Consider the following 4535-nt stretch of genomic DNA (forward strand, 5'->3'; position numbering starts at 1 on the left):
GGCGCGGGCCCACCCGTTCTCCCTCGTTCCTCTCGGCCTCTGCGCAGGAGGTCGAGGGGGTCGACTTCCTGCGCAGAGGTGCCGAGTGGGCCTCCCCGGAATGCGGTCCGCCCCGCCGCGATCGGGATCGGGGCGGGGCGGCGTGGGACGGAACCTGGGGCCTACGGCTTGCCGCGCAGGCCGCGGAGGTGTTCGGCGACGGGGGAGAGCGCCTGGTACATGTCGTCGAGCTGCTCCGGGGTGAAGCGGTCGATGAAGTGGGCCCGGACGCTGCGTACGTGGTCCGGGGCGACCCGCTGCATGGTCTCCCAGCCGTGCTCGGTGAGGTGGGCGTAGAGGCCGCGGCGGTCGCCCGGGCACTCCTGGCGGAGGACCAGGCCGGCGTTCTCCATCCGGGTGATCTGGTGGGAGAGGCGGCTCTTCGACTGGAGGGTGGCGGTCGCGAGGTCGGTCATCCGCATCCGGCGGTCCGGGGCCTCGGAGAGCACGACCAGGATCTCGTAGTCGTTGATCGCCAGGTTGTGCGGCTGGAGCTCGCGGCTGAGCTGGTACTCCAGCAGCTTGGCGACCTCCAGATGGGCGCGCCACATCCGCTGTTCCCTGGCGGTCAGCCAGGGAGTCTCCTCCTCGGGCTGCGACGGAGGGGTGTCAGCGGCGTCGATCGTGTGCGTATCCATGGCATCCAGCATAGCCGAATTTAGTTCAATCTTGTACCAGTTTACAGACCGAAACGTCGACCGAGGTCGCCCAGGTTACCGAGGCCCGGCAGGTTCGGGTTCCCGCCGCCGTGCCCGCCCGGCTGGGTCGGCACCCCGCCGACCGGCACCCCCGCCTCCGCCCCGACCTGTCCGACCGGCCGCTCCGCCATCAGCTTTTCACTCGACTGCAGCAGCACCTGGCCGGCGCCGATGAACTCGAACTGGTGCTCCTCGCCGGAGGCGCCGCCGAAGCCGGTCAGCCGGCGCAGGCCGCCGATCAGCCCGTGCATGTAGTCGTGGTCGTAGTGGTGGCACGGCGCCGGGCAGTCCGCCCAGCCGACCAGCGCCTGCGGGTCCACCCGGATCGGCGGCTCGACGAAGTGCACCGGCCCGTTGGAGGCGGCGACGAAGCGGCCGGTGCCGATCAGGGTCAGGAAGCCCGGGATGATCGACTGCTTGAGCCGCAGCGTCGGGTCGAACGCCAGCAGGTTGCCGGAGCGGACGGTCAGGTTGCCCTCGTCCAGGTCGTACGAGTTGAGGTCGAACGCCCGGTCGGCCAGTAGAAGCTTGCCGCGCCCCTCGGCGACCACCCAGTCCGCCGCGTGCATCGGCGAGTTGAAGTGCTGCCCGAGCATCCGGTCGATCGCCCCGGCGCCGACGCCCTTGAAGGTGATGTCGCCGTAGTAGGCGACCATCTTGCCCTTCTGGAGGAAGTACGAGCCGTTCAGGTCGACCGAGAAGGCGTACGGGTTGACGTTGTCGCCGGCCGGCAGGCTGTGGACGTCCCACACCGCGGGCCCGGTGTCGCCGTGGCCGGTCGGAAGCGGGGCCGCCGGGCCGCCGAACTGCTCCTGGGCGTAGGGCTGTTGCTGACCGTACGGCTGCTGCGGGGGCGGCGGCGGAGGCTGGTGGGCCGGTGGGGGCGGCGGGTAGCCGTGCGGCGGGCCGTAGTTCGGCGGGGGCGGCGGGACCGCGAAGCCGGGCTGGGTCGGCTGGTTGTGCGGCGAGCCGTACGGGGGCTGCGGCGGGTAGGACATCAGAGCTTCTCCTCGCTCGCCTGGACGTACACCGCGCCCTGCCCGGACAGTTCCAGCTGGAACGCCTCGCCCGAGCCGCGGCCGATCATGTCGCGCCAACCCAGCGCCGTGGACAGCTTGTTGCGGACGTCGCCGCGGTGCGCCACGTACGCCTGCGGGTCGACGTGCACCGACTGGCCGGGGACGATCGGCAGCTCGAAGACGCCGCCGTGGGCCATCACCGCGACCGAGCCCTGGCCCTCCAGCTTGGTGGTGAACAGACCCTGCCCGGTGACCTGGCCGCGGACCATGCCCATCACCCCGCCCTGCGAGCCCATGAACATGGTGGACTGCCGCAGCGTGCCCTCGAAGGCGAGCAGCCGGTCGGCCTCGACGTACAGGGTGTCGCCGAACAGGTCGATCACGTGGACGTGGTGGCCGCCGTGGCCGAACATCACCCGGCCCTGGCCCTCGACGGTCATCAGCGGGGTGTCCTCGTTGGCCACCCGGCGGCCGATCATCGACATCACGCCGCCCTGCCCGCCGGTGATGTTCGGCGTGAAGCGCACGTCGCCGCTGTACGCGAGCATCGCGCCGCGCTGGCTGAACAACCGCTGCCCGGGCACCACCTGGGCCTCGACCATCTTGCCGTTGATCTTCGTGAAGCCCATCAGACGTCACCCCCGATGGTGACCTTCTCGGAGGGCTGGACGTACACCAGGCCGTCGCCGGTGAACTCGATCTGGACGGCCTCGCCGCCGCCCTCGCCGATCACCGTGGTCCAGCCCGCGCCCGACTTCAGGCTGCGCTGCAGGGTGCCGGTGTGCGCCACGTACGCGCCCGGGTCCACCCGCAGCGGCATGCTCTTGTCCACCCGAAGGATGACGGCCGGACCGTTGGAGGTGACGGCCGCCCAGCCGTGGCCCTCCACCTTGGTGGTGAACAGGCCGTTGCCGGAGGACATGCCGTTCAGCCCGGTGAAGCTGGTGCCGGTGTGCAGGGTGGACTCGGTGCAGAGCAGGTTGTCCGACTCGACGTACAGCGTCTCGCCGTTCAGCCGGACCAGGCTGATCTCGGTGGCCTTGTCGGCGAAGTAGCAGGTGCCCTGCCCCTTCACCTCCATGACCGTCATCTTCTCGCCGGTCAGCCGGCGGGTGACCATGCCGCGCAGGCCGTCCCCGCCGCCGGTCAACTTCTTGAAGGCCATCTGCCCGGTGTAGGCGACCATCGAACCGTGTCGCGCCTTGACGGCGTCCCCGCCCAACTCGACGGCGAGCACGCGCGATCCCTGGAGTCTGAACTGTGCCACGGCCGCAATCTAGCGGCTGTGGCCGCGGCCCGGCGAGGGCGCGCGGGCCAACTGGTACCAGCCTGCGACAAACGCGCCGGTCAGGCCCGGGCGTGCGCCCCCTGTCCGGGGTGCGCAACGGTGCCGGCCGCCTGTTCGACCTCCAGCAGCGAGGCCGAGTGGCGCTCCGCCTCGAAGGCCACCACACCGCCGCGCAGCCCGAACAGGCGCTTGGAGAGCATGATCCAGAGCACCGCCGCGATGTTCAGCACCAGGGTGCAGATCTTCACCGCGCTGACGTGGTGGCTCAGCTCGTAGCCCTCCAGCGGCAGGAAGGCCGCGGTGGCGACCACGGTCAGGTACTCGGCCCAGCGCTTGTTCAGCCACAGCCCGACCGCTTCGACGATCTCGATCACCGCGTAGGCGACCAGCGCGCCCGCGACGATCAGCAGGGTGCTCTTCTTGAAGTCGAAGGTCTTGCGGATCGTCTCGACGATCGGGGCGTGTTCGAGGTCCCAGTGGAAGTGGTCGGTGACCGGCTTGAAGACCGTGAGGTTCTCGTCGAACATCCGGTGCACCGCGTCCTGGCTGTTGGAGAACTTCCACACGGCCCAGGCGAACACGATGATCAGCAGCCCGCGCAGCACCCGCTCGACGGCCAGGAAGCGCAGGATGAACAGGTCCCGCAGAGCCTTGCCGCGCGGCACCAGCGGTGCCTCCTCGGCCGGGCCGGAGCCGTGCGGGGCGCCCAGGGCGAAGTCGCCGCAGCGCAGGCAGCGCCAGGCGTCGCCGAGGGCGGTCGAGGCGTGCAGCCGGGAGGCCAGTTCGGGCTCCGTCGGCGCGTAGGTGATGTGCCCGCGCTTGGCGCAGGTCCTGCGGTCCCAGTCGCGCTTGAACATGTGGTGAGTCCCCCCGTGTGCGATGCGTCGGCGCCCGGCTCGGTGGGCGCGCGGGCAGCAGGATAGGGGTTCCCGGTGACGGTCGGTCGCGTTCGGCGGCGTTCCGGCACACGGCTGTGACAGGGCGGGGCGGGGGCTGTGAGATCGGGCACGGTGGCCACCCCCGGCCGGGGGCCCGGGCGTGGGCTCGGTGATAATGGGCCGGAAGGCTTGTGAGTCGCTTCACAAGTGCGTCCGCGCCGCCGACCCCCGTATTGAGGTATCCATCGTGAACAGCAGCGCCGTCCACCGCCTGCGCCTGGTCTCCGGCCCCGAAGGGGTCTCCTTCATCCTGCTGCTGATCTGCTCGGTGCTGAAGCGGACCACCTCGTTCGACGCCGTCCCGGTGATGGGCATGGTCCACGGCATCCTGTTCATCCTGTACGTGGTCTTCTGGATCCAGGCCTGGCAGGCGCAGAAGTGGGACGCCAAGCGCGGCATCCTGCTGTTCGTGCTCGCGGTGGTGCCCACCGGCGGCTTCTTCGCCGAGCGGATGCTCGTCCGCGAGGAGCGGGGCGAGCTGAAGCCCGCCACCGCCTGAGCCCAGGCTTCATCGTGGACGGCCGACAGGCTGCCACGGCCTCCTCTCCCAAAG

General features: G+C 70.4%; 6 protein-coding genes. 1 reads left to right on the top strand and 5 read right to left on the bottom strand.

Annotated elements, in window-relative coordinates:
* Window positions 1-161: 161 nt before the first annotated feature.
* The 5 genes from ACFU7Y_RS40640 to ACFU7Y_RS40660 form a co-directional block, all read right to left on the bottom strand.
* A complete protein-coding gene (locus tag ACFU7Y_RS40640) occupies window positions 162-677 on the bottom strand; it encodes a MarR family winged helix-turn-helix transcriptional regulator (protein WP_224281210.1) in 516 nt (171 codons plus the stop codon).
* A gap of 41 nt (window positions 678-718) precedes the next feature.
* Window positions 719-1489, bottom strand: coding sequence for an AIM24 family protein (locus ACFU7Y_RS40645; protein WP_380771416.1), 771 nt, complete (start codon window positions 1487-1489; stop codon window positions 719-721).
* A gap of 245 nt (window positions 1490-1734) precedes the next feature.
* Window positions 1735-2385 (bottom strand): AIM24 family protein, encoded by a 651-nt coding sequence (locus ACFU7Y_RS40650; RefSeq protein WP_224281209.1) that lies wholly within the window; start codon window positions 2383-2385, stop codon window positions 1735-1737.
* Entirely contained in the window at window positions 2385-3023 is a 639-nt protein-coding gene (locus tag ACFU7Y_RS40655) for an AIM24 family protein (protein ID WP_224281208.1), read from the bottom strand. Before ACFU7Y_RS40655 ends, ACFU7Y_RS40650 begins: the two co-directional genes overlap by 1 nt.
* A gap of 80 nt (window positions 3024-3103) precedes the next feature.
* Entirely contained in the window at window positions 3104-3901 is a 798-nt protein-coding gene (locus ACFU7Y_RS40660; RefSeq protein ID WP_224281207.1) for a DUF2127 domain-containing protein, read from the bottom strand.
* Between the two features lie 268 nt (window positions 3902-4169).
* Here ACFU7Y_RS40660 and ACFU7Y_RS40665 point away from each other — a divergent pair, with 268 nt between their 5' ends.
* Window positions 4170-4481: a DUF3817 domain-containing protein gene (locus ACFU7Y_RS40665; RefSeq protein ID WP_374120001.1), complete on the top strand. Its 312-nt coding sequence runs from the start codon at window positions 4170-4172 to the stop codon at window positions 4479-4481.
* Window positions 4482-4535: the final 54 nt, after the last annotated feature.

The organism is Kitasatospora sp. NPDC057542 (assembly GCF_042801945.1).
Classification (GTDB): domain Bacteria; phylum Actinomycetota; class Actinomycetes; order Streptomycetales; family Streptomycetaceae; genus Kitasatospora.

Excerpts from the sequence above, each read along its gene's own strand:
- ACFU7Y_RS40640 (WP_224281210.1), bottom strand. The coding sequence starts at position 677 with ATGGATACGCACACGATCGACGCCGCTGACACCCCTCCGTCGCAGCCC.
- ACFU7Y_RS40650 (WP_224281209.1), bottom strand. The coding sequence starts at position 2,385 with ATGGGCTTCACGAAGATCAACGGCAAGATGGTCGAGGCCCAGGTGGTG.
- ACFU7Y_RS40660 (WP_224281207.1), bottom strand. The coding sequence starts at position 3,901 with ATGTTCAAGCGCGACTGGGACCGCAGGACCTGCGCCAAGCGCGGGCAC.